19 protein-coding genes and 3 pseudogenes are annotated in these 22810 nt (G+C 36.8%); 8 read left to right on the top strand and 14 right to left on the bottom strand.

Annotation, left to right across the window (positions count from 1 at the left end; genetic code table 11):
• Positions 1-183 precede the first annotated feature (183 nt).
• A complete protein-coding gene (locus tag V7149_RS12035) occupies positions 184-1401 on the bottom strand; it encodes an NAD(P)/FAD-dependent oxidoreductase (protein WP_335345866.1) in 1218 nt (405 codons plus the stop codon).
• 355 nt (positions 1402-1756) lie between these two features.
• On the opposite strand from V7149_RS12035, the gene V7149_RS12030 reads away from it, so the two are divergent.
• A complete protein-coding gene (locus tag V7149_RS12030; RefSeq protein ID WP_335345865.1) occupies positions 1757-2752 on the top strand; it encodes an NAD(P)/FAD-dependent oxidoreductase in 996 nt (331 codons plus the stop codon).
• A gap of 37 nt (positions 2753-2789) precedes the next feature.
• Here V7149_RS12030 and V7149_RS12025 read toward each other — a convergent pair whose 3' ends face one another.
• On the bottom strand, positions 2790-3152 hold the full coding sequence (locus tag V7149_RS12025) for a HesB/IscA family protein (protein WP_335345864.1): 363 nt from the start codon (positions 3150-3152) through the stop codon (positions 2790-2792).
• A gap of 269 nt (positions 3153-3421) precedes the next feature.
• Here V7149_RS12025 and V7149_RS12020 point away from each other — a divergent pair, with 269 nt between their 5' ends.
• Entirely contained in the window at positions 3422-4120 is a 699-nt protein-coding gene (locus V7149_RS12020; protein WP_335345863.1) for a DUF2225 domain-containing protein, read from the top strand.
• A gap of 99 nt (positions 4121-4219) precedes the next feature.
• Here the strand turns inward: V7149_RS12020 and V7149_RS12015 are convergent, their stop codons facing one another.
• Complete coding sequence (locus V7149_RS12015) at positions 4220-4459, bottom strand: YuzB family protein (RefSeq protein ID WP_335345862.1); 240 nt, start codon at positions 4457-4459, stop codon at positions 4220-4222.
• 371 nt (positions 4460-4830) lie between these two features.
• Between V7149_RS12015 and V7149_RS12010 the strand changes: the two are divergent.
• A pseudogene (locus V7149_RS12010) lies at positions 4831-5888 on the top strand (NAD(P)/FAD-dependent oxidoreductase).
• A 57-nt stretch (positions 5889-5945) separates the two neighbouring features.
• On the opposite strand, the gene V7149_RS12005 reads toward V7149_RS12010, so the two are convergent.
• Positions 5946-6269 (bottom strand): YuzD family protein, encoded by a 324-nt coding sequence (locus tag V7149_RS12005; protein WP_335345861.1) that lies wholly within the window; start codon positions 6267-6269, stop codon positions 5946-5948.
• Between the two features lie 165 nt (positions 6270-6434).
• Between V7149_RS12005 and V7149_RS12000 the strand changes: the two are divergent.
• A pseudogene (locus tag V7149_RS12000) lies at positions 6435-6665 on the top strand (NifU family protein); the annotation flags it as partial.
• Positions 6666-6711: 46 nt separating this feature from the next.
• On the opposite strand, the gene thrB reads toward V7149_RS12000, so the two are convergent.
• From thrB to yutH, 4 genes are all read right to left on the bottom strand, one after another.
• Positions 6712-7638: a homoserine kinase gene (gene thrB / locus V7149_RS11995; protein ID WP_335345860.1), complete on the bottom strand. Its 927-nt coding sequence runs from the start codon at positions 7636-7638 to the stop codon at positions 6712-6714.
• Complete coding sequence (gene thrC, locus V7149_RS11990; RefSeq protein ID WP_335345859.1) at positions 7635-8699, bottom strand: threonine synthase; 1065 nt, start codon at positions 8697-8699, stop codon at positions 7635-7637. Before thrC ends, thrB begins: the two co-directional genes overlap by 4 nt.
• Entirely contained in the window at positions 8696-10000 is a 1305-nt protein-coding gene (locus tag V7149_RS11985; protein ID WP_335345858.1) for a homoserine dehydrogenase, read from the bottom strand. The genes thrC and V7149_RS11985 overlap by 4 nt, the downstream gene beginning before the upstream one ends.
• A 207-nt stretch (positions 10001-10207) precedes the next feature.
• A complete protein-coding gene (gene yutH / locus V7149_RS11980) occupies positions 10208-11224 on the bottom strand; it encodes a spore coat putative kinase YutH (protein WP_335345857.1) in 1017 nt (338 codons plus the stop codon).
• Between the two features lie 208 nt (positions 11225-11432).
• On the opposite strand from yutH, the gene V7149_RS11975 reads away from it, so the two are divergent.
• The 4 genes from V7149_RS11975 (at position 11433) to V7149_RS11960 (ending at position 14886) form a co-directional block, all read left to right on the top strand.
• Complete coding sequence (locus tag V7149_RS11975) at positions 11433-11933, top strand: phosphatidylglycerophosphatase A family protein (RefSeq protein WP_335345856.1); 501 nt, start codon at positions 11433-11435, stop codon at positions 11931-11933.
• A gap of 321 nt (positions 11934-12254) precedes the next feature.
• The gene (locus V7149_RS11970; protein WP_335345855.1) at positions 12255-13040 is read left to right on the top strand and encodes a tyrosine-protein phosphatase; all 786 of its coding nucleotides are present in this window, start codon (positions 12255-12257) and stop codon (positions 13038-13040) included.
• A gap of 118 nt (positions 13041-13158) precedes the next feature.
• Positions 13159-13734, top strand: a complete 576-nt coding sequence (locus V7149_RS11965) for a sugar transferase (RefSeq protein WP_438824109.1) — start codon at positions 13159-13161, stop codon at positions 13732-13734.
• 81 nt (positions 13735-13815) lie between these two features.
• Positions 13816-14886, top strand: a complete 1071-nt coding sequence (locus tag V7149_RS11960; RefSeq protein WP_335345853.1) for a carboxylate--amine ligase — start codon at positions 13816-13818, stop codon at positions 14884-14886.
• 311 nt (positions 14887-15197) lie between these two features.
• On the opposite strand, the gene V7149_RS11955 is transcribed toward V7149_RS11960, so the two are convergent.
• From V7149_RS11955 to V7149_RS11930, 6 genes and pseudogenes are all read right to left on the bottom strand, one after another.
• A complete protein-coding gene (locus tag V7149_RS11955; RefSeq protein ID WP_335345852.1) occupies positions 15198-16532 on the bottom strand; it encodes a nucleotide sugar dehydrogenase in 1335 nt (444 codons plus the stop codon).
• A 420-nt stretch (positions 16533-16952) separates the two neighbouring features.
• Positions 16953-17828 (bottom strand): UTP--glucose-1-phosphate uridylyltransferase GalU, encoded by an 876-nt coding sequence (gene galU, locus V7149_RS11950; RefSeq protein ID WP_335345851.1) that lies wholly within the window; start codon positions 17826-17828, stop codon positions 16953-16955.
• 359 nt (positions 17829-18187) lie between these two features.
• Positions 18188-19336: an aminotransferase class I/II-fold pyridoxal phosphate-dependent enzyme gene (locus V7149_RS11945; protein WP_335345850.1), complete on the bottom strand. Its 1149-nt coding sequence runs from the start codon at positions 19334-19336 to the stop codon at positions 18188-18190.
• Between the two features lie 39 nt (positions 19337-19375).
• Entirely contained in the window at positions 19376-20032 is a 657-nt protein-coding gene (locus tag V7149_RS11940; RefSeq protein WP_335345886.1) for a GNAT family N-acetyltransferase, read from the bottom strand.
• Between the two features lie 399 nt (positions 20033-20431).
• A pseudogene (locus V7149_RS11935) lies at positions 20432-21019 on the bottom strand (sugar transferase); the annotation flags it as partial.
• A gap of 66 nt (positions 21020-21085) precedes the next feature.
• Positions 21086-22810, bottom strand: a 1725-nt coding sequence (locus V7149_RS11930) for a polysaccharide biosynthesis protein (RefSeq protein ID WP_335345849.1), incomplete at its 5' end; no start/stop codon positions are given.

Here is a 22810-nt window from a genome sequence, read left to right as displayed (position 1 = left end):
CCTTTATGATTCTAAATTGATAGTACCATATATTTTTTTGATTTTATGCACGTTAATTTTCATATTTGCACGATTTTCGGCTTTATGCACGCTAATCTTTTTATTTGCACGTTTACTTTAATAAAAAAAATTAAAAAGCCTAAGGAACTTTACCGTTTCCTCAGGCTTTTCATTTAATCGATTTTATAAAAATTTAAATTTCCCTTTTTTCATAACTAATGATGGGCCGCCAATCATATATAGGGAACGGTTGTCGATAACTTTCTTCATGAATGAAGCTTTTGTGCCAACCATTTTCTTCCCAAACGCAACTCCAATTGCATCGTCTTCCCCTAAAGAACAGACAGTACCTTTAATATCTGGCTTGAACGACTCCAACTCCGTTTTATTGCGAATAAGAGCCGTAATATTTTTGGCACAAACCTCTCCCTGCTGCATGGCAATTTGTGCAGTTGGAGGGTAAGGACGGTTAATTTCTTCGTTAATGATCAGAGCGCAATCCCCAATAATGAATACATCGTCATGACCCGGTGCTCTTAAATCCGGCTGAACCTTCACACGGCCGCGCATTGCCTCAAAGCCTGATTTCTCAATAAGTGAGTTACCACGTACACCAGCTGCCCAGATCACCGTTCCTGCTTTAATTTCTTCTACTTCTTCCTCGCCTTTTCCTACAATAATTCCATCAGGTGTACATTCTTTAATCGCAGTGCCAATGCGGAATTCAACGCCTTTTTTCTCCAAATGAGCCACAGCATACTCTACTAGCTCTGGATCAAACCCAGGAAGAACCATTGGTGCTGCTTCAACACAGATGACCTTTACCTTCTGGAAATCAACGTCATACTCTCTGCAAAGCTCTGGAATACGGTTTCCTAATTCACCAAGGAATTCGATTCCAGTGAAACCAGCTCCGCCAACAATAATGGTTAATCGCTCATCCTTTTTTACTGCTTCTGTATTATAAATGGCAAATTGATATTCGATATGCTCACGGATTTGCCGTGCAGAGTTCACGTTCACAATTGAAAAGGCATACTCTTTTAAGCCCTTAATGCCAAATGTTTCGGATTCACCGCCAAGAGCAACGACTAAATAATCATAATTAATCTCACCATTTGCAAGAATAACCTTTTTCTCTTCAGTTTTTACTTCAATTGCTGTATCTTTAATAAAATCAACCTTGTTTTGATCAATGACCGTTTTAATATCATATCTCACTCGGTCATGGTGAAGAGTTCCTGCAGATGCTTCATGCAGCCATGTTGTTTCATAGTGATAATCATTTTTGTTAACTAAGACGATATCGGCTTCATTGACCCCTATTGCCTTTTGTAATCGAGTCGCAGTCATTAAACCACCGTAACCTGCTCCTAATATAACAATCTTTTGCTTTCTCAATGTATATCTTCCACCTTTTAGAGATTTTAATTTATTATTACCGTTTCACGTTACTCTTAGTATCTTTAGGATATCAAAAGTTTGTGATGTAATTCACTAAAGATGTCAAAAAAAATTTAGAAATTTGTCACAAAAAATTAACATTCTATCTACCTTCATATTATTCGTTTTTTATATGGATTTCAAGCCTAAAAATAGAAGGGAAAAATATTCACGAAATTCAGATCATAACAAAAACAGAAAAAATGATTAAATGTTTCGTCTATTCGTAATATTTCTAACCAGGAGTGAGGTTTGGAAAAAAATATGTTATTATATACTTTAAATTGCACTATTATAGTTGGGGGGTTATGTAGTGAAAGAAGATCCAAAAGTGTATGATATAACGATTATTGGGGGAGGTCCTGCTGGTTTATTTACTGCTTTCTACGGCGGAATGAGGCAGGCTTCTGTTAAAATTATAGAAAGCTTGCCACAGCTTGGCGGCCAATTATCAGCCCTATATCCAGAGAAATACATATATGATGTAGCAGGTTTTCCAAAAGTCCGCGCTCAAGAATTAATTAATAATTTGAAAGAGCAAATGGCTAAATTTGAACCGGCAACTGCACTTGAACAATCTGTAGAGAAGCTTGAGAAGCAAGAAGACGGCATTTTTAAGCTAACAACGAATAGAGAAATACATTATACGAAAACAGTTATTATAACGGCAGGAAACGGTGCCTTCCAACCTCGACGCCTTGAATTAGAAAGTGCTGCACAATATGAAGGGAAAAACCTTCACTATTTTATTGACGACCTCAATCAATTTGCTGGTCAAAAGGTTGTTGTATTTGGCGGAGGGGACTCTGCTGTTGACTGGGCGCTTATGCTAGAGCCGATTGCTGAAAAGGTCACAATCGTTCACCGCAGGGATAAATTCCGTGCCCATGAGCATAGTGTTGAAAATCTTCACAATTCTAAAGTTAATATAAAAACACCATTTGTCCCAACAGAATTAATCGGCAAGGACAAAGGCATAAGCCAAGTAGTGCTAGAAGGTGCAGATGATAAGACAAAGGAAACGATCGATGTAGACGCAGTCATCTGTAACTACGGATTCGTTTCTTCCCTTGGTCCAATTAAAGAATGGGGTCTTAACATAGAGAAGAACTCGATCGTGGTCAATTCCAAAATGGAAACAAATATTCCAGGCATTTATGCAGCAGGAGATATTTGTACGTATGAAGGGAAAGTAAAGTTAATCGCATGCGGATTTGGTGAAGCACCTACTGCGGTCAACAATGCAAAGGCATATATTGATCCTAAAGCTAAAATACAGCCAATGCATAGCAGCTCTATGTTTGACTAATTAATTTAAGGGTGCCTTAAGGGGCACCCCCATTTGATTAACATTCCTCTGGTGTACCTGCCGCAGTGGCGGTTCTGAAGGAAGACCCGCATCCGCATGAGGCGATCGCATTCGGGTTATCAATCGTGAACCCGCCGCCCATCATCGATTGTTTATAATCAATTTTCGTTCCATTCAGGATCGGTGCGTCCTCTTTGCTAACAACAATTTTAATCCCATGCTGTTCGAATTGACTATCATTTTCTTCTACTTCATGGGCAAAACCCATTCCATAAGATAATCCGCTGCATCCCCCACCTTTTACAGAAACTCTTAATAAGGCATTTTCCTCTTCATTAGCCTTCATCATATCTTTAATTTGCGAAGCGGCAGCATCTGTCAAAATAACAACATCACTCACTTATCTTCACTCCTTTAATTCATTTATTATTGTCAATCGATAATTTAAACTTAATCACGGTATTAACTATGAAAACTATCCTCTTTCTATAATAGTATATACACTACAGTTCGTGACCTCAACTAATCAGTTTCAAACAAATTAATGACATTTGATGAACAGAAAGAGATGAATTAGTGCTTTTATCATGGAATAAAGTATAATTTTAGTTATAATGGTATATATAACTTACAGCAAAACTAAACCAAATTTCCTAGGAGGCGATCACAATGACAGAAATTGAACCCATCTTTGACAAAAAGTGCGAATGCAGAATGTGCAAAAAATCGTTTACTAGTAAAAAGCTGCGTTCCAGGTTTATAAAGGTAAAGAACTATGACACTGATTTCCGCCCTAACTATACCTCCGAGGAAGCCAATCCGATTCTTTATCACGTTGAAGTTTGCCCTCATTGCGGATTTTCTTCAACTAGCGATTTTTCTCCCTATTTTCCACCCGGAGCTGTTGAAGTCATACAAGCTCAGGTTTGCGATCAATGGAATCCCCATGATTTTGGACAAAAGCGTACATTAAGTGATGCCATCAAAACATATAAATTAGCCGTCTATTGCGGCCTGCTGAAGAAAGAGAAGCATATCACAATTGCAGGTATGTATATGAGGTTAGCATGGATCTATCGAAGCCTGGAAAATGAGGAACAGGAGCAAAGATTTTTGAAGCTGGCAACAAAATCGTATGTAGATTCTTATATGGCAGATGATTTTAGAGGTACACAAGTATCTGAAGTGAAGCTTATGTATTTAATAGGCGAGCTTTCTAGGCGAACGCATCGAAATGACCAAGCTGTTAAATTCTTTTCAAAGGTGATTGAACAGCAAAATCGGTCAATCGAATCTGGTATTATCGAAATGGCTAGAGAAAGATGGTATGAAATGCGTGACAGCCAGAAGACTGCTAAGCAAGCTTAAGAAAAGGGTGATAAGAAGAAATGCCAGCCTTCTCGTAACAATTTGAAGCTTGTTATGATGAACGGCAAAACCTTTTTATCACCCTATTTTTTAGTTATATTAAAACATAGGATTTTCCTCTAAATATTGATAGATATTTTGAACTAGTTCATCAGGAGTTTCCCCTGTAACTACCTCGCCATTTACGAGAGCAAATAAAGCAGATGCACATTTTCCGCAATAGCCTAAACATCCATATTCAATAACATCGAGGTCATAATCCTTCTCTAATATTTCAAGCGCCTTTTGAGATCCGCTTGCCAAATTGCTGACACAAAACTCTATGATGGGCTTTATCACTACGATCACCTCAGCCTGAAGCTATCAATCCGAATACTTCATATTTAAACATAAACCCTTTTTCATGCTACCTTTTTTCAGCTATTTCTGCAATGATTTTCACTTTTATTATGTTAACCGTTATATACGCACTTGTTCTTGAAGGTTTTTGTCTCGAAAAAAACGTTCAGTGGATAAATGAGCAGCAATTCATAATAAAAAAGGGACAAATATAAAACTTTACTAATACAACATATGCCTAGTATTGTCAAGCTGCATTCCTATTAAGGTTGTGATTTTATGACAATTTAGTTATACTTTCTATGGGATAAGCGTTTTACATATACTATTTCAGCAAAGCTTTTTAGAACGGGACATAAAGGGGATACAATATGAAAAGTCTTGTAATACTTGGCGGTGGCTATGGCGGGATGAGAGCAATTGAACGTCTTCTTCCCAATCAGCTGCCAGACGATGTTTCCATTACTTTAATCGATCGAGTACCTTATCATTGTTTGAAAACAGAATATTACGCATTAGCTGCTGGGACAATCTCTGATCAGCATGTAAGGGTAGCCTACCCTGAACACCCAAGACTCGATGTGAAATTTGGCGAAATCACAGGCATTGATCTTAGTAACAAAAAGGTTAACTTGCTTGAAGGCACATCGGTTCATTATGATGATTTAATTATCGGTTTAGGCTGTGAGGATAAATATCATAATGTGCCTGGTGCAGATGAATTCACTTTAAGCATTCAAACCATTGAAAAATCTCGTGCAACCTACCAAGCTTTAAATAACTTAACTCCAGGGTCTGTTGTTGGAATTGTTGGTGCTGGATTGAGCGGGGTTGAAATTGCATCAGAACTGCATGAAAGCCGTTCGGATTTAAACATTAAATTATTTGACAGAGGGAGCCATATTCTTTCTGCCTTTCCTGAAAGATTAAGCATGTATGTTGAAAACTGGTTTAACAGCCATGGCATAGAGATTGTCAGTCATTCTAATATTACACGTGTAGAAAAAAATGTTCTTTTTAATCATGATGAGCCCGTTCCATGTGATGCAATTGTATGGACTGCCGGCATTCAGCCTAATAAGGTCGTTCGTGATTTGGATGTTGAGAAGGATCCACAAGGGCGTGTTGTTCTTACTAAGCATCATAACCTTCCTGGGGATGAACATGTGTATGTTGTTGGGGATTGCGCAAGCCNNCAAGTGCCCAGCTGGCTGAAGGACAGGCCGAGCAAATTGTGCAAATCCTATTGAAACGTTGGAAAGGTGAAGAACTTCCTGAATCACTGCCAACGATAAAGCTAAAAGGTGTACTTGGCTCCCTTGGCAGTAAGCACGGATTTGGAGTCGTAGCTGATCGTGCCATTACAGGCCGAGTAGCTCGACTTCTTAAATCAGGAATTCTTTGGATGTATAAATTTCACCGGGGCTAAGAAAAGCAGAAGCGCCATTAAAAATGAGCATCTCCTTTTAGGAAATGCTCATTTTTTCTACTCTGCTTTATATCCGTATTTCTCCATCACTGAATAAACGGTTTTCAGCTTTGGATTGCCTTCCCCCACTACTTCATCTTCAATTAAGACGACCGGATAAAACATATCCTCTTCAATCACCCTTTGAGCAAACTCCTGTTTCTCGGCTTCTTCGGGTGGATTGTGGATATCCACATACGTAATTTTGAAAGGCTGATCTGGATACTTTCGGCCAAGTGCAGCCTGAAGCCACTCATATGTTTCCTTTGAGGAAGGAAGGTTTACACAGCTTGGACATAATACCTCCGCTCCATAAACAGTTAATTCCACTTGTCTTTGCATTCCCTTTTCCCCCTTAAAATGAATCTTATATTCATTTTACATGATTATGACGGTAGAAACCTTAGTAATTTTTCATTTGAGCGGAAATCCATTTCTTTAAATAGATTTTTCCCCTCATAATGATTATAATAAATATAAAGAAAGGAGTAGATTTAAATGGCTGAACAAACAACAATGCTTGAGCAAGTTCAAGAAGTATTAGATAAATTGCGCCCATTCCTTCTACGCGATGGAGGAGACTGCGAACTAGTTGATGTAGAGGATGGAATTGTGAAACTGCGCTTACTTGGCGCATGCGGTACTTGCCCAAGTTCAACAATCACACTAAAAGCAGGTATTGAACGTGCTTTATTAGAAGAAGTACCTGGTGTTGTAGAGGTTGAACAAGTATTCTGATGCTTAATACGGTCAAAAGCGATGTCTCGTCTGACATCGCTTTTTTTTAATTACATAGAAGACTGTTTCGTGATTCAGTATAGACCTGACTGCCAACCTGATCAATTTTCAAGCTGCGGCAATCCATTTCTGGAAACAGCTTGGATAATCCTTCTGCCACAGCTTTTCCTTCGCCTTCTTCAGCCAAGCATAGCACAGTTGGACCCGCACCGCTCAAAGCTACCCCAAATGCGCCAAGATCAATTGCTTTTTCCTCAATAATGGCCATATGAGGAACTAGCTCTTTTCGATAAGGATGATGGTATAAATCTGCCTTCATCATTTTTCCAGCAAGCTCAAAGTTGCTGCTAAATAGAGCGGCAATAAGAACATTTCCGATGGCACCCGCTTGTACAGCTTCACTATAGGAAAGGCTGCTAGGTAAAACACCTCGGGATTCCTTCGTTAAAAGTTCTTCTTTCGGCACAACGGCAATTACATCAAGTGCTAAATGGCTAAAGACTTCAGCGCTTACTTCTTCGCCTCTTTGACAGCCGACAACTAGTCCCCCTAAGAGGGAGGCGCCGACATTGTCAGGATGCCCTTCGATTCTAGAAGCCAATTCCAATTTCTCCTGATCTGATAAATGAAGTTTGCAGAGTGTATCCGCTAATTCAATTCCTGCTACAATGGCTGCGGCACTGGAACCTAGCCCTCTTGCAAGCGGAATATCACTTTTTACGCTTATCTTACAGCCAGGCAGCTTTTGATTATACTTTTCTGCTGTTTTCATAGCAATTTGGATTATATAATTCGTTTCATCTTTTGGAAAAACATTTAAGTGCTCTGATATTGGGACAATCCCCCAATGATCTGCTCCTTCAACCTCTAGAGTTAAATATACATTCAGGGCAAGGCCAATCGAATCAAATCCTGGGCCTAAATTTGCAGAGCTTCCCGGGACTTTAATGATGAGCATTTCACCTTCGCTCATACATGGACAACTCCCTTTATATGTTCAGCCACCGCAACTTCATCATTAGGAAGCACAATTGGCTTAATAGGGCTGCATTCGATCGCCACATTCGGATCCTTAAGGCCATTTCCAGTAAGAATGGCAACCACTCTAGAATGCTGCGGAATTTCTCCACTTCGCAGTTGTTTATAAATTCCAGCTAAAGAGGCACATGAGGCCGGTTCAGCGAAAATCCCTTCTGTAGAAGCGAGCTTTCTATACATATAGAGAATTTCTTCATCACTTACTTCGTCTATTTTCCCATTCGATTCCTCTAATGCCGCATTGGCTAAATTCCAGCTTGCAGGATTGCCGATCCGAATCGCAGTCGCAACGGTTTCAGGATTTTCAAATACTTTATTATGAACGATTGCAGCAGCACCTTCTGCTTCAAATCCATGCATTTTTGGGAGCCCTGTTTGCTTTGCTTCATTGTATTCCTTAAAGCCCTTCCAGTAAGCACTAATGTTGCCTGCATTACCGACAGGGAGTGCAAGAATATCCGGTGCTTTGCCGCCAAGCTGATCACATATTTCAAACGCACCTGTTTTTTGGCCTTCAAGGCGGTATGGGTTCACAGAGTTTACGAGAGTAATAGGTTCTGTTTCACTGATTTTTCTAACCATTGCCAATGCTTGGTCGAAGTTTCCTTCAATTGAGATAATTTCTGCTCCATACATAACAGCCTGTGCAAGCTTGCCCATCGCAATTTTCCCCTCTGGAATAACGACGATGCAACGAAGGCCAGCTCGTGCCGCATAAGCTGCTGCAGCTGCCGATGTATTCCCTGTGGATGCACAAATGACGGTTTCACTGCCCTCTTCTTTTGCTTTCGCTACAGCCATAACCATTCCACGGTCTTTAAACGAGCCAGTCGGGTTTGTTCCTTCCGTTTTCACGTAAAGGTCAATTCCCCATTCATCAGAAAGCTTATCAAGTCTAATTAATGGTGTATTACCTTCATTCAAAGTTAGTAATGGTGTGTTTTCGTTAATCGGTAAATATTCTTTATAGGCTTTTAGTAATCCTTCCCATCTCATACACTTGCGCTCCCCTCAACTCGATACGAGCTTTCGATAGTTTTAACAGCTTGTAAATCTCTTAATTTAACTAAAATATCCTGATAATCTTGTAATGAAGCCTGATGGGTAACCAAAACGATCTCAGCAAGCTCTTTATTTTTCAGTGGCAATTGAAGAATCTTTTCAAAGCTGACATGATGTTCAGAGAAAATGGAAGTAATATTCGCGAAAACGCCTACTTCATCTTTTACATGCAAGCGTAAGAAATATTTCGAGAAGATTTCATTTGCATCCTTCAACTGCTTTTCAAATTGCGGAGTAATAGCGCTTTTTCCAGTTACACCTAAACGCATATTTTTCATAACCTGAACTAAATCTGACACTACGGCTGTAGCTGTTGGCAAGCTTCCAGCTCCTGGTCCATAAAACATCGTTTCGCCCACAGCTTCTCCGTGAACGTAAACAGCATTGAATTCATCATGAACAGATGCAAGTGGATGTGTGTCAGCTAATAAAGTCGGCTGAACACTGACTGCCACTTTATCCCCATCTCTTTCGGCCATCCCGATCAGCTTCATCGTATAGCCAAGCTGGCGGCCATATTGTAGATCTTCCTCTGTGATACGAGAAATCCCCTCAGCCTTCACATCATCTAAATCTATTTCCATGGAAAAACCAAGCGTTGCTAGTATAGCCATTTTTCTTGCAGCATCTAGTCCCTCAACATCAGAGGTCGGATCAGCCTCTGCATAGCCTAATTCCTGTGCTTCCTTTAGAACATCCTCGTAGGCACTGCCATTCTTGCTCATTTTTGTTAAGATAAAGTTCGTTGTTCCGTTCACAATCCCTATCATTTTCGTAATTCTATCTGAAGCCAAACCATCTACAAGGCTTCTTAAAATTGGGATCCCGCCGCCAACACTCGCCTCGTAAAATAGATCACAGTCATGCTCTGATGCAACTTTCAAAAGCTCAGAACCATGTACAGCCATTAAATCCTTGTTAGCCGTTACGACATGCTTTCGACTTTTCAAAGCCTTCGTGATGTAATTTTTTGTATCACCGATACCGCCCATTACTTCAATAATGATATCAATTTCAGGGTCATTGATAATATCTTCCGGATCTGTCGTTAACTTGTCAGCAGCTATTTCCACTGATCTTGCTTTATTTAAATCCTTTACTAGGATCTTCTTCACTTTTACGGGACAGCCTATTTGATGCATAAGCTTATCCTGATGATTTTCAATAATGGTGACAACACCAGTACCAACCGTTCCTAATCCTAATAAACCGATCGAGATTGCTTTCACTTTCATTCCCCTCCTAAGTTGTTCACTCTATATGTACATTTGTATTTGTATAGTAGACATTATAGAGGGAAATATCCTTTTTTACAATAGTTATTTTCAGACTAATATGTATGTAATCGCTTACTGCCGAGGATTTATAGAAATTTTTTATAAAAAAAAAGCGACATGAATAAAGTCGCTTCGAAAATGGCATTGGGACAATAAACTGTCACATTATTTTTTCAGCCATCCGATGATAGGTATTCTAAACTTTTGTACAGGCACTTCTGCAAAGTCATAGAAGCTCCCTAAAAAGCGCTCGTGCTCATTGGATTGCTGCAGAAACTTTTGCAGTCTTTCCTCCAATACTTTTTTCTCTTGCTCTGAGGATGCTCCATAATATGATTCAATGCAATAAAAATAATGAAGCGGACACAAAAGGCGGGCAAAAAAGAGCCTCCACGAGAATGAGGTTAAAGGAACGATGCTTTGGTAATCCCTCATAAATTGCCGGAGCTCTGGCTCGTACGTTTTTATATTGCGGAAATATTTCTCTCTCGCCCATTCAGCTAGATCTCTTGAGGAATGATCAAAAACCCAATCAAATGGATTTTTTATATAATAAGTATGGTCCCATGTTTTTGCCGTGAATCGTATATGGCAAATCGTCCCGCTATCAATTGCACCTGGGTTATCGTCAATTTCTGTGTCCACCAAATATTGAATGGCATTTTCAGCAATTCCCCTATAATAAGGAAATGATTCCAAAAACATCTTATCAAATTCATGTTCTGGCTGTTGAAAGAGCATCTCATTCCATACTTTTTCCATTTGATCCAATCTAGTTTCCCATAATTGCTTCCACTGGCCAATCCTGCTAACCTTCTTTACGGGAAACGAAACTGTTCTGCCCCTAAAATGAAACTTCGCAAGCTTTCTGCCGCTTCGCTGTAACCTTCGATTTTGTACTTGATTTTGTACTTGTTTGTTCATAAGGACACAATATCTTCCATTTTCCCATTCACTAAATTGTTTTCCTTCCTTTGTCTTTAAAAAAGTACTGCAATGTTTTTCACCAGTCTTAACTAGATGGTCTGTCAGCAAATTTAATTCATTAAGCTCGTCTTCCTCCATTCCGCCAATCGGGACAAGAATATAAATTTGTTCCTGATTCCTGTATGCTTGATACTTTCCAATCCTTACTTCATCATTAGCCTGCAGCCCGTATTGCGTTTTAAGAAGCTTTATCATTTCATACCTCCTTATAAGGTAATGAATCCCTTTAACGAAAATATATGTAGAGCAACAGCAAAACTTGTGCTTTTCTTGAATAAGTAACAGTGGGCAGGAAAAGCTGAGGAGGATGTCCAACCTTCGTCTTCCATAACAGAGAACGATGGAATAATTTCTATAAATAGGTTATATATATATTGAAACTAACAGGAAAAAGGTGGAGCCGATGAATGAAGAAAAACGTGTAGATTTGATTGAGCAAACAGCGCGCAAATGGCTGCAGGAACGAGGAGTATCCATACAAGATATTGCGGAATTAGTCTTTTTCCTCCAAGAAAAGTATCATCCAGATTTACAAATGTCAGTTTGCATTGAAAATGTGGAACGTGTCCTCTCCAAAAGGGAAGTCCAAAACGCAGTCTTAACTGGCATCCAGCTCGATATGCTTGCTGAAAAGAAACAGCTGTTAGAACCGCTTCAGCATGTAGTCGAAATTGATGAAGGTCTGTATGGCGTGGACGAAGTATTGGCTTTATCCATTGTGAATGTATATGGGTCTATTGGTTTTACTAATTTTGGCTATATCGACAAGCTTAAACCTGGCATTTTAAAGGACCTTAATGATAAATCTTCAGGGAAAGTTCATACTTTTTTAGATGATATTGTTGGAGCGATTGCAGCGGCTGCATCGAGCAGGTTGGCGCATAGGGCGAATGGGACGAAGTAGAATTTCATCTAAAAAATTTTAATCAGAAAAAACGGATGGGCAACATTTTTCCATCCGTTTTTAGTTCTTTATTTTTAGGTTATTCTCGTATTACCATCCATTATTTCCCTTCACTCAAATCTTCTCCATCTCTTTTTGAATTGACTTTTAATTCCAGTAGTACTTGTCACAAGATCATTCATGTTGAGTATAATAACAAAAATCAATAGTTTTAGAGTATTTTACAAAGGGAATAAATGTGAAAAACCCGTTCTATATTGAGAATTAAATAATATCTTTATAAAGAAAATACGATTTAATATTAATTGAAAGGAGTAAAGTATGATCGTAGATATTCATAATCATATTTTATATGATCTAGATGATGGTCCAAAAAACCAGGAAGAAACGATATTACTCGCTAAACAAGCTGTAGAATCAGGAATAAACCATGTTATTGCAACCCCACATCATATGCATCAACTTAATGATCATCTTTTTGAAAATGCTCCTTCTACCATTCTTTCAATGGTGGAGAAAGTGAATCAAATTTTAAAAGAAAATAAAATACCTTTAACAATATACCCTGGAATCGAATTTCATTTACATGACAACATTCAATATGATATTCAAAACAATTTGGATCACTTTCTAACTTTAAATGATACTGGTAAATATATACTTATTGAGCTTCCAAGCCGCCATTATCCCGCTCATACAGAAAATACTCTTTATGAATTACAAAGAAAAGGTCTTTCTCCTATACTTGCTCACCCTGAAAGAAATAGATTTTTGAGAAGACATCCAGAAAGAATTTTTCATATGGTACAACAAGGTATATTAGTCCAAATTACAGCGGGTAGTATTACTGGAACTTATGGCAGGCGATTAAAAAATTTCTCGTTGCATTTATTAAATCATTATCTTGTTCACTTTGTTGCCTCTGATGCTCACCATCATATTCGCCGTAAATTTGAACTAATGGATGCTTATAAATTTATAGAAAATAATTATTCCTTAGAATACCGAAAGTCTCTTGAAGCAAATGCCATTCATGCTTTGGCAGGAACTAACTTCAATATAATTGAGCCAAAATTCATCGAAAAAAAATTGCACTATTTCTTCTAATTAATAATCCCCTCCTTCAAACAACAGCAAATAACTCATTTTTTTAAAACTTGTGTCTCACTTTTTTTTGCATTAGTCATTTATTTTCATTTTATAGGAGGTATTCATTTTGAAAAAAATGATAGATTTAATCGGATCATTCTTATTAATACTTATTTTATCTCCCCTAATGGTTTCTATTTCCATCATGATTTTTATTAATATGGGGTCACCCATTTTGTTTAAGCAAGTCCGTCCTGGTCTTAAGGGAAATCCATTTAATATTTATAAATTTAGAACAATGAAAGAAAAATTTGATGAAAATGGGAAAATGTTGCCGGGGGATTTGAGATTAACTAAAACAGGAATAGTGTTAAGAAAATATAGTTTAGATGAATTACCCCAATTGTTTAATGTAATTAAAGGAGACATTAGTTTAGTCGGCCCCCGCCCCTTATTAATGGAATATTTACCTTTGTATACTAAAGAACAAGCCAGAAGGCATGATGTTAAGCCAGGAATCACGGGATGGGCGCAAGTGAACGGGCGAAATACAATAAATTGGGATGAAAAATTCAAGTTAGATATTTGGTATGTAGATAATCAATCCATTTTCCTTGACCTAAAAATAATGGTTACTACTATTATAAAAGTTATAAAAAGAGAAGGGGTCAGCGCAGAAGACCATTACAGTATGGAACGCTTCAAGGAATAAACAAATAGCAATACTATTTAAACTTGTACCTATATATTAGGTTTTTTTATTTGATTTAATTTAATTTAATGAGGTGTTTATTTGAAAAAAATCCTAATTACCGATGTTGGTGTTGCCCCAGCGGAAAATGTTATTAAGTCATGGAATCAGTCAATTATGAAAGAAGAAATTGTTGGTGTGTCTAGAAACCCGGTTAATCTTTTTACATCTAAGACTCAAATGAAACGACACATCCCATATGAATATGTTTTTGGAAAGGAATATAAAAAGTCATTATTAAGGATCTTGGAAGAAGAAAAGCCAGAACTAGCAGTTTTTATGAGTGACAGGGAAATCTTAGAGGCATCGAAATTTCGCAATGAAATTACTGCGATTGGAACCAAATTATTTATGCCAAGCCATGAGGTAATTGACAACTGTACAGATAAATATAAATCTTATAAAGTCTGGCAAGCTGAAGGAATCAAAGTCCCAAAGACTATTGTAATAAATAACGAATCTGACTTAAAAACAGCATTTTCTCACCTAGGGAATAAGGAAGGGAATGTTTGGCTGAGGTGTACAGTTGGAGCGGGAGGAAGAGGAGCATTACCTACTAATGACTATGATTTCGCAAAAAACTGGATTGACACTTATAAAGGCTGGGGAACCTTTACTGCTTCAGAATTGCTTCAGTCTGATAAAACAGTAACATGGCTATCCATTTGGTATGAAGGCGAATTAGTTGTTGCTCAGACGAGGCGAAGAAAATCTTGGGGATTTGCAAACCGGACATTATCCGGTGTGACAGGAATAACCGGAGTAGGAGAAACATACTCAAACGAAATTGTCGATAGAGTTTCTATGGATACAATATTAGCAATTGATAAAATGCCTCATGGAGTTTTTGGTGTAGACATGACATATGATCAGAATAATTTTCCGAATCCTACAGAAATCAACATGCGCTTTTTCACGACCTGCTATTTCTTTACAGAAGCTGGTTTAAATATGCCTGAAATATACAAAAACATTATTCTATATAATGAGTTTCCATCCCTTGATAAAAAAATGAATCCTCTTCAAGACGGTCTTCTTTGGATACGGGATATGGATAGGGAACCGGTTTTGACATGTGAGAAAGAGATTTACAAAGGAATTCTTAAACTATGAGTTATTCTTTAGGTTGAATAGTAAAAAGGGAGCCGCTATATCCTTTCAAAATATAGCGGCTCCCTTTTGGTAAAATACGGGGAAATAACCTTGATCAAACGTTACTCGCCATATTTAATGTCTTTATTAATATTTTCTATCACCCTATCTTGATCATCTAAAGCAAGATTTGACCCTGATGGAACGTAATGATACAGCATCCAATATGAATTTATCTCTTAGCTATTTGGATTTGATTGTCGGTATACGCCAAATCTGTATTTAATAAATATACCGATTACATATATCATGCTGTGCAACTATTGAAAAAATTAAAGTTTTATATATTTTTTTGAGTAATGTTTATTTTGTCGTGTATTTCTTGTATCAAATACTATATTAGATTTATTCATAATCAAGTCATAATCAAATCCACTATGATTTGTAGCAATTACCGTTAAATCTGCTTGCTCGACAAGTTCTTTATTCAACTTTTCTGTTTTATAAATGTTACCATTCAGCTTAAAATTCTTTACATAAGGATCAACGACAGACCACGCTGCTCCGTATTTCGTAAGTTTATCTAAAATCGGCAGGACCGGAGATTCACGGTAATCGTCAATATCTTTCTTATACGCAACACCCAGTACAAGAATTTTCGCACCTTTTAGTGTTTTTCCTTGATCATTTAAGATTTCGATGCATCGCTTTACAATGAAGTCCGGCATGTTGTCATTAATTTCTCCAGCTGTTTCAATTAATCGAGTGTGATAATTATATTCGCGTGCTTTCCATGTTAAGTACCATGGGTCAATTGGTATGCAATGACCACCTAAACCAGGACCTGGATAAAACGGCATAAATCCATATGGTTTAGTTGCTGCTGCATCGATCACTTCCCATACATCAATTCCCATCTTGTCACAAAGAATTGCCATTTCATTAGCTAGGGCAATGTTAATATTTCTGAAAGTGTTTTCAAGGATTTTTTCCATTTCAGCGACCGCCGGGCTTGAAACTTTATGAACAGATCCTTCTAAAACATTTTCATATAAAGTAGCAGCTACTTCCGTACAAGTTGGTGTCATGCCTCCAACTACTTTTGGGGTATTTTTTGTATTAAAGTCTTTATTCCCCGGATCAACACGTTCCGGAGAATAAGCGAGAAAGAAATCTTTTCCACAAATTAGTCCTGATTCTTCCAAAATTGGTTTAATTAATTCTTTTGTTGTTCCGGGATATGTGGTACTTTCTAAGACCACTAACATTCCTTTTTGAAGATAATTTGCAATCGCTTTTGTAGAGCTTTCTACATATTTCATGTTTGGCTGTTTGTAAATATCTAATGGGGTGGGTACGCATATTGCCACAGCATCTACGCCTTTAATAAATGAATAATCTGATGTAGCCACCAATTTCCCATTGCTGACTAAAGAGTGTAAGTCTGCAGGAATAACATCTCCTATATAATTCTCACCCTGATTGACTTTTTTCACTTTTTCTTCTTGTAAATCGAAGCCGATTACTTTATAACCTGCTTTTGCCTTTTCAACCGCAAGGGGTAAGCCTATGAAGCCTAACCCGACTACGCCGACTGTGGCTGTTTTATTGCTAAACTTTTCAATTAGGCGAATAGCTGCCAGATTTTCTGTCAATTTTTCCGACATATCATTCCTCCTCGAATACTAATTGGTCTATTTTTTCTTAGCAATAAATCCACAAACTACAATCCCAAATCTGATTGGTGGCGTCTTGTCACTCGATTTTGAGGAATATTAGTGTGAAGAATGACTATATTTTGAAATGATATTACTTATCAATTTTATGTTTTTTTATTAGATTAGCCGCTACAAAGTGATCGAATAGTAATCTATGGTCTCAACTTATCTTAAGCCAAGGAAATCTTAAAACACTAATATTTTCCCGTTTCTTGCAACTGGGGTTTACTAATGACAAATATCCAATTTATGTTTTTATCATGATGTGATTTTACCTCTTCAAAGAAATCATTTAGTATGGATAATGCTCCTCTATTTTCGTTATGAACATTAAAAACCATAATATTTATTTTTTTACCTTCTTCCAAATTAATTATTGTCTTTGTCCACCACTTTTGAAAGATATTTTAATAAATCATCCCTTAACTCGTCACGTTGAAGAGCAAATTCGATCGTCGTCTGGATAAAACCCATCTTCTCCCCCACATCATAACGAACCCCTTCAAAATCATACGCATAAACTGCTTCATATTGATTTAATTTTGCGATAGCATCCGTTAATTGAATCTCCCCCGCAGCTCCCGGCTCTTGAGTACTAAGTATCTTAAAGATTTTGGGGCTAAGTATATAACGGCCTAAAATCGCAAGGTTTGAAGGTGTATCATCTTTATGTGGTTTTTCAACAAGACTGTGTACATTGAATAGACGGCCGCCAATTTCTTTCCCATTAACGATGCCATATCTTGAAACCTCTTCATCGCGAACGTTTTGCACACCAAGGATCGATACTTTATACCGATCATATTGTTCGATCATTTGCTTTAAACATGGTTTTTCTGCCTGGACAATATCATCGCCTAGCAGCACAGCAAATGGTTCATTGCCAATAAAATTCCGCGCACACCAAATGGCATGCCCCAACCCTTTCGGCTCCTTTCGTCTAATGTAATGGATATCAACAAGATTCGAAGATTTTTGAACTTCATTATATAAGTCTACTTTTCCTTTGTTAAATAGATGTTGTTCCAATTCAAATGAATAATCAAAATGATCTTCTATTGCTCTTTTTCCCTTCCCTGTCACAATAATTATTTCTTCAATTCCTGACTGAACTGCCTCTTCAACAATGTATTGAATGGTTGGCTTATCAACAATAGGCAGCATTTCTTTTGGCATTGCTTTTGTAGCAGGAAGAAAACGCGTACCAAGTCCTGCAGCTGGAATAATTGCCTTGTTGATTTTCATATACACCACCCTTTTTAATTCCAAGTAGCGAATAATAAAATTTACTCACTAATAATACTTTTTTCCCTTGCTGAGTAAACACAACAGCTAAATTTGCGCAAGTAATAATTTCATTGTCAAGTTTCCTATGTACCTAGGCAAAGCACTAGCAAGGAAGTCCTCCCTGAAAAATTGAAATTTCTCATGAATGATATCGATATTATTAAAAACATATTAAAGCTCCTCGCAACTGTAATCATATGTTACAGGATGAGATAAAAATTACTTTATTCACAATCCTCTCTAAAAATCTTCGAATGAATTTATTTCCAAAGTGTCCTGTAGCACTGTTACCAAGATTGCCTTACCTATAATTCTTCTCATAGGATATCCCCTGTAATTATATTTCCGATATTTTCTATCACTCTGTTTTGATCTTCTGAAGAAAGATTCGACCCGGATGGAATGCAGATGCCTCTATTAAACAATGAAACAGAAAAGTTTTCTTTTTCAAAATGGTCATAGCATTGGCAATCCTTAAATACAGGCTGTATGTGCAGAGGCTTCCAAATTGGCCTAGCCTCAATATTTTGTTCACTTAATAATTTTATTAGTTGAAAAGGTCTAATATTGATAATATTGTTATCCATTGTGAATGCTGTTAGCCATCTATTAGACTTTGTATACTTTAATTCTGGCACAAATTCGATTCCGGGAATGCTACCCAGCTTTTCTTCATATCTATTAAAAATATTTCTCCGCAAATGGATTCGCTCATCCAGAGCTTCCAGCTGAGCTCTACCTATCCCTGCTAATATATTGCTCATTCGATAGTTATAACCCACATATTTATGCTCGTAATGGATTTCTAGTTCTCGCGCTTGTGCCGATAAAAATCTAGCCCTTTTTAAACCGTCAATATTGTCAGAAACGAGTGCTCCTCCCCCTGACGTAGTAATAATTTTGTTGCCATTAAAAGAATAGATTCCATATTCACCAAAGGTTCCAGTTTGCTTTCCTTTGTACAGGCTTCCCATTGATTCAGCAGCATCTTCAATGATTGGAATGTTATAATGACTGCATAAACTTATGATTTCATCTAGTTTTGCAGGCTGGCCAAATAAATGTACAACAATCACTGCTTTTGGTAATTTATTTATTTTTTTCGCATCATTCAAAGCTTTTTCTAATGCAATTGGAGATAAATTCCATGTTTCTGGTTCAGAATCTATGAATATAGGAATAGCACCTTGATATATAATTGGATTTGCACTTGCAATAAACGTTAGAGTTGAGCAGAAAACGATGTCCCCTTTTCCAACTCCTAGCAAATCAAGAGCCAAATGAATAGCAGCCGTACCAGAACTTAATGCTACCGCATCTTTTGAACCTACATATTGGGTAATTTCCTTTTCAAAGCTGTCTACATTTGGGCCTAACGGAGCAACCCAATTTGATTCAATAGCCTGATTAATATACTCTTGTTCTTTACCTGTTAAATGGGGTGTGGATAATGATATTTTTTTCATCAGTTTACACCTCCAAGGTTTTGTATTTAATGAAAAATTCTATTTCGATAAAACACTCCGATAGGCCGGAAAAAAATTCGGATTATAAGAATCATACTTTGAAGCAATTTCATTTAACTGTTCAAAAACCTTTTGATCATGTATATTCGTTCCAAGATAGTAGGAATAATGATCGCTATTAGAAAACGTTGATTTATATCGAAATAAACCATCATTTTCCTCATATCCCCCACCTAAGTGAAGCAACTTTGCACCTTTTTCTTGGCAAAATCTGATCATAAAATCAAACAAAAAATTATTCGGTTTTAAATTCAAGTAATCAGGATGAGAAGCACCAAATTGATAGTGAGCAAATTCCATTCCAATTAATAAAATGATTCCTCCAACCACTTGATTTTGATAATTGGCAAATAGAAGATAAGACTCATACAATGAATCTTCAGATAGTAACTCACTAAAGAAGGATTTATGAAAATAATAATATTTAGATGAATTGGTTCTTTTCATCGTTAATTCATACAATTGTTGAAATTTTGTGATATTTGTTAAGGTTTTAGTTGCAATTTCAGCGGATAAGCCTAAATTTTTAGCTTTAGTAATATTTCTTTGGTTATTTTTAGAGTAGCCCTTCCAAAGATCGTTGTACGACTTTTTAAGATCTATAGCAATTGTTTTTCTAATATATCGCGTAGTCATTACTTTATTTACGTATTCTTTATTGTTATATAAAGGATGAAGACGTACCATTTCAGCAACAACATTATTACTTTTGCAATATTCAGAAAAGTAAATGCAGAAGTTTACTATCTCATCATTGCTTCCTTCAACATAGTGGCCACCATACCCATATGGGGTTATTATATCTTTATATTGATTATCTAAAATTGGAATATCACGTAATATAAATGGGTACAAAATTTTTGTGTCAGCACGCTCATAGAATGCAGCTTTTGCCTTTCCTTGTTCATGTCTTGCAAAAAGCTGAGCATATTTTTGGGAGTAGAAAACATCTAGATACTTAAAATTTGTTAAAGCCTCATCCCATTCTTCCTTAGTATCTAAAATTATAAATCTACTTTCTCTCGAAGCCCCCGTTTTTGTTCCCATAAAATTGTACATGGTGGCATGGCCTTCAAAATTTATGCCTTCCTTTTTCAGCACCTTCATTAATGTTAGGAAGATAATCTTCATATCTAACCAAAGACTTTGGTTTTCTACATACCAAACATCTAATATAAATCTTTCTTCCCATGATAATTCATTTCTCCCATTTACTTGTGCCCAGCCTGTTATCCCTGGACGAACAAGATGTCTTTTAGACTGTTCCGCGCTATAAAGAGCGAGGTATTCCACTAGCAAAGGTCTGGGACCAACTAGACTAATATCTCCCTTAAGTACATTAATTAATTGTGGTAATTCATCTATACTATATTTCCTTAACCATTGACCAAAAGGAGTTATCCGCATTTCATCGGACAATTGATTGCCATTTTCATCCTTTAAGTCTGTCATTGAACGGAATTTATATAAATAAAAAGGTTTTTCATTAAGCCCTGGTCTAATCTGTTTAAAGATAATAGGCGATCCTAATTTCATATAAACCATTAATGATACGATCACAAATGACGGGGACAAGATGATTAATAATAAAACAGCTGATAATAGATCTATGCATCTCTTCATAATACATCTCCATTAAAAATACAAATTTACTTTAATACGTTAATTGCTTTACCCCCGCCTGCCCACTTATACTTTTTGTCCTTTCTGCCCTGCAATATTTAATAACTGATTTCGAATTTCCTCTCTATCCATGTTTTTGTAATCCGAAATTAATTGTTCAATCGGCTCAATTTCAATAGGACTGGCTTTTCCAATATAAATATTTGAATGAACTTGTTTGTCTATCAATTCATCTGCAGCTAGAAGCTCCTCAAACATTTTTTCACCTGGACGAACCCCTGTAAAGATAATTTCTATATCATCTAGCCGATAGCCTGATAATCGAATTAATTTATGAACGAGATCGATAATTTTTACTGGGTTGCCCATATCAAGAATAAAGATTTCCCCACCATTTGCTAACGCACCCGCTTGAATAACTAATCTCGCAGCTTCAGGTATGGTCATAAAGTAGCGAACCATTTCAGGGTGTGTTACTGTTACTGGACCACCTTTATTTATTTGCTTTATAAATAATGGAATCGCACTTCCTCTGCTACCTAAGACATTGCCAAATCTTACTGCTACAAATTTTGTTTGGCTTGTTTCATCAAAATCTTGAATGATCATTTCCGCCAATCTTTTTGTGGCACCCATTACTCCAGTTGGATTGACAGCTTTATCTGTTGAGATCATTACGAAAGCACCTACTTTATGAAAATGGGAGGCTTCGGCTAAGTTTTTTGTCCCGATCACATTATTTTTTATAGCCTCATCTGGGTTCCACTCCATGAGATGTACATGTTTATGTGCGGCTGCATGATAAATAATATCAGGCTGATATTTTCCTATAATATCAAATATTCTCTCGCGATTTTGAATATCAGCTATTTCTGTAATAAATACTAACTGTTCTCCATACTCCTCTTTCATCTCAATATCAATGTTATAAATACTGTTTTCACCATGGCCTAATAGGATCATTTTGGCTGGTTTAAACTTTGCAATTTGCCTGCATATTTCCGATCCAATTGAACCTCCTGCTCCAGTTATTAAAATCACTTTGTCGATAATCGAGTCGGAAATAAGCAAATCATTAAGGATAACAGGCTCCCTGCCTAATAAATCTTCAAACTGAATATCACTCACATCATTAAAAGATTTTTTTCCTTCCATTATATCTTCCACCATTGGCATTTTTTGCGTTTTTGTGTTCGTTTTTATACATATGTTAAGGATTTCATTTAACTGCTGTTTCTTTAAGGATGGAATAGCGATGATAATGTGTTCAATTTTTAGTTTTTGTACAGTCATTTCTATATCATATGTTGTTCCGACTACCGGAACACCATAAATTTCAAGCTTTTGTTTATCCACATTATCATCAATAAATGCAACAGGATAAAATCGTTCAGCACTATTAATAATAAAATGCCTTACCAACATAGTTCCTGCTGAACCTGCACCAACAATTAATGTTCTTTTTTTATTTGTAGTATCTCTTACTAAACGAATGAAAGATATTCTCCAAATAAGTCGTGCTCCACAAATAAACATTGAAATCATTAACCAAAATAATAAAAGCATTCGAAAACTGATAAAGGTCATTGCTGAAAATTGGATGACAAAAAAAATAATCATTGCTAAGGTAGTAACGGCAACTATTTGTAAAACATCTCGAACACTTGCATGCTCCCACGCTTTTCTATACAGTTTAAACCCGTATACTAAAAGGAAGTAAATAAATGAGAAAAGGAGTACTGCCATAAATTCTTCTTTTTCCATCAATTCATTCAACAGCCAAGAACTAAA

It is taken from the genome of Bacillus sp. JJ1503, from assembly GCF_036965125.1.
Taxonomy (GTDB): domain Bacteria; phylum Bacillota; class Bacilli; order Bacillales; family Cytobacillaceae; genus Cytobacillus.
Note: the sequence above shows the minus strand (reverse complement) of the source record. Positions and strands in the feature narration are given on the sequence as shown.

Bases quoted from the DNA above. Each gene is read 5' to 3' on its own strand.
- V7149_RS12020 (WP_335345863.1), top strand. From the start codon at position 3,422: ATGACAGAAATTGAACCCATCTTTGACAAAAAGTGCGAATGCAGAATG.
- V7149_RS12005 (WP_335345861.1), bottom strand. From the start codon at position 6,269: ATGCAAAGACAAGTGGAATTAACTGTTTATGGAGCGGAGGTATTATGT.
- thrB (WP_335345860.1), bottom strand. From the start codon at position 7,638: ATGAGCGAAGGTGAAATGCTCATCATTAAAGTCCCGGGAAGCTCTGCA.
- thrC (WP_335345859.1), bottom strand. From the start codon at position 8,699: ATGAGATGGGAAGGATTACTAAAAGCCTATAAAGAATATTTACCGATT.
- V7149_RS11985 (WP_335345858.1), bottom strand. From the start codon at position 10,000: ATGAAAGTGAAAGCAATCTCGATCGGTTTATTAGGATTAGGAACGGTT.
- yutH (WP_335345857.1), bottom strand. From the start codon at position 11,224: ATGATAAAGCTTCTTAAAACGCAATACGGGCTGCAGGCTAATGATGAA.
- V7149_RS11975 (WP_335345856.1), top strand. From the start codon at position 11,433: ATGAATGAAGAAAAACGTGTAGATTTGATTGAGCAAACAGCGCGCAAA.
- V7149_RS11970 (WP_335345855.1), top strand. From the start codon at position 12,255: ATGATCGTAGATATTCATAATCATATTTTATATGATCTAGATGATGGT.
- V7149_RS11965 (WP_438824109.1), top strand. From the start codon at position 13,159: ATGATAGATTTAATCGGATCATTCTTATTAATACTTATTTTATCTCCC.
- V7149_RS11955 (WP_335345852.1), bottom strand. From the start codon at position 16,532: ATGTCGGAAAAATTGACAGAAAATCTGGCAGCTATTCGCCTAATTGAA.
- galU (WP_335345851.1), bottom strand. From the start codon at position 17,828: ATGAAAATCAACAAGGCAATTATTCCAGCTGCAGGACTTGGTACGCGT.
- V7149_RS11945 (WP_335345850.1), bottom strand. From the start codon at position 19,336: ATGAAAAAAATATCATTATCCACACCCCATTTAACAGGTAAAGAACAA.
- V7149_RS11940 (WP_335345886.1), bottom strand. From the start codon at position 20,032: ATGACTACGCGATATATTAGAAAAACAATTGCTATAGATCTTAAAAAG.